Origin of the sequence: Actinomadura formosensis NBRC 14204 (assembly GCF_001552155.1) — a bacterium.
In the GTDB taxonomy this organism is placed as follows: domain Bacteria; phylum Actinomycetota; class Actinomycetes; order Streptosporangiales; family Streptosporangiaceae; genus Spirillospora; species Spirillospora formosensis.
Map to the genome: position 1 here is coordinate 1 of NZ_BCQQ01000263.1, position 2118 is coordinate 2118.

Below are 2118 nucleotides of genomic sequence, written 5' to 3' on the forward strand. Positions count from 1 at the left end.
CCCGCTGGAGGCCGGATGATCGCTCAGATCCGCCAGCCGCAGGGAATGCGGTTCCCGGATCAGCAGCCCGAGAATCCCGTGGCCCTGCGGCCAGTGCCCGATGGCCTCGATGTCCTGGTCCTCGACCCCGACGGTGACGAACTGGACCAGCCGCTCTCCCTCCTCGCCGATCACACCCAGCGCACCGTAACGGGCGTCGACCAGCGTCGTGGCGGCCTCGGTGATCCGCCGCAGCACCGACTCCAGGTCCAGTTCGCTGCCGATCGAGACCACGGCCTCCAGCAGCGCGTGCACGCGGTCACGCGTCGACCGCGCCGTCTCCAGCCGCGCCTGCAACTCCGACAACAGGTCGTCCAACTGAAGCTGCGGCAGGATCAGCTTCGCTCTGTCCGCACCGGCGTACGAATCATCAACCACGTTTCCAGTATCACTGAGGCCGCGCCGGAAAGGCAGGGGCCGAATCTGTGATCACCGACGCGCCGGAACCGGTGCGTCACGGCTCCTTCACCTCCGGATCACGTTCGTGGACGACCGCGACCGGCCCCCGCGCATCGTGCAGCACCGCCCTGGTCACCGCGCCCAGCAGGGTGCTGGGGGACACGCCGATCCCGCGGTCACCGACCACGAGCAGTATCGCGTCCCGGGCGAGATCGGCGAGGACGTTCTGGGCCCGCTCCATGACGAATCTTTGCTCGACCTCGACCTCCGGGAAATCCGCCAGGCACGGTTCGACGGCGTCGGCGAACCGCGCCTTGGCCCGCTCTTTGACGGTTCCGGGATCGGTGAACGGAAGGTGGTCGGGGCCGGGCACCGCGGCGGGGTCCCACCACGCGCACACCGTCGTCACCACGGCCTCGCGCAGCCTCGCCTCGTGCAGCGCGAAACGCAGCGCCGCCTCGCTGGCCGGTGAGCCGTCGACGCCGACGACGATCCGCCGCCGCGCGCCGTCCGCGCGCTCGTGGGCCGGGACGACGACCACGGGACGATCGGCGTGCGCCGGGACGTGCAGGGCCGTGGACCCGAGCGGCAGCCCGTCGAACCCGCCCGATCCCCGCGCGCCGATCACGATCAGCGCCGCGTCGGCCGCCGCGGCCAGCAGCGCACCGGGCGGTGTGCCCTTCACCAGCAGTGGCCGCACGTCCAGGCCGGGGACGGCCTCGCGGGCGAGCCGGACACCGTCGCCGAGCGCCATCGCGCCCATCCCCCGGGCGATCGCCAGCGCGTCGCCGTCCTGCGGACGCAGCGGATACGGCCAGTTCCAGGCGTGGCAGACGCGCAGCGGCACGCGGCGCAGCGACGCCTCGGCGGCCGCCCAGCGCAGCGCCCGTTCCCCGGCCGGTGAACCGTCGAAGCCGGCCAGGATCTCTCGTCCGTCCATTCTCGCCCACCTCCTGACCTTCGAGCCTTGCCGCTCGCGGACCGGGTATGCAGAGCCGTCGGCCACCGATCCGCGGGACCTCCGGCCCTGACGCACGGCTCGTCCGGCAGGACGGGACGTTCGTCTCGGCCCCCGCGCGGCGCCACCGCCGAACCTGGAATCGGGAGATGAGAAGCGAAGCCCGCGAGGGGTAGCGATGACCACGAACGCACCACTGGAGCAGCGCACCGTCGACGAGCTGATGACCCGGGACCTGCTCACCATCGCCGCGGAGGAATCGGTGCTCATGGCCTGGGAGCTGATGTGCCGGGCGGGAGTCCACCACCTGCCCGTCACCGACGACGAAGGCGCCTTCCTCGGCGTCGTCGACGCCCAGACCCTCACCGCGGAGTGGCATGCCGCCACTCCCTGCGACGCCCGCAGGCCCGTGACGACGCTCCTGCCGTCCCGGCCGCCGGTGACGGTCCGTCCCACGGCCACCGTCGCGGAGGCGGCGCGGGCCATGCTGGAAGCGGACCGGGACCACGCGCCGGTCACCGACGAGCGCGGCGTCCTCCTCGGCCTGATCACCGCGCGCGACCTGATCGCCGCCCTCGCCGGCGTCCGCCGCGAGATCCCCGAACGCGCCGGCGGCATGCCGTCCCTCTACCGGATCGAGCCCGTCCTGCCCGCCCGGGGCGGAACGGCGGCGGACGGCGGCTGACCCCCGGAACGGACCTTCGTCCCGGCCCGCGGGGACG

General features: G+C 73.1%; 2 protein-coding genes and 1 pseudogene. 1 reads left to right on the top strand and 2 read right to left on the bottom strand.

Features of this window, described 5'->3' with window-relative positions; all coding sequences use genetic code 11:
* Both AF1_RS32355 and AF1_RS32360 read right to left on the bottom strand, forming a co-directional pair.
* A pseudogene (locus AF1_RS32355) lies at window positions 1-417 on the bottom strand (histidine kinase); the annotation flags it as partial.
* Between the two features lie 76 nt (window positions 418-493).
* Window positions 494-1378, bottom strand: coding sequence for a universal stress protein (locus AF1_RS32360; protein WP_067808132.1), 885 nt, complete (start codon window positions 1376-1378; stop codon window positions 494-496).
* A gap of 196 nt (window positions 1379-1574) precedes the next feature.
* Between AF1_RS32360 and AF1_RS32365 the strand changes: the two genes are divergently transcribed.
* Window positions 1575-2081 (top strand): CBS domain-containing protein, encoded by a 507-nt coding sequence (locus AF1_RS32365; protein WP_067808136.1) that lies wholly within the window; start codon window positions 1575-1577, stop codon window positions 2079-2081.
* Window positions 2082-2118 lie beyond the last annotated feature (37 nt).

Bases quoted from the DNA above. Each gene is read 5' to 3' on its own strand.
- AF1_RS32360 (WP_067808132.1), bottom strand. From the start codon at position 1,378: ATGGACGGACGAGAGATCCTGGCCGGCTTCGACGGTTCACCGGCCGGG.
- AF1_RS32365 (WP_067808136.1), top strand. From the start codon at position 1,575: ATGACCACGAACGCACCACTGGAGCAGCGCACCGTCGACGAGCTGATG.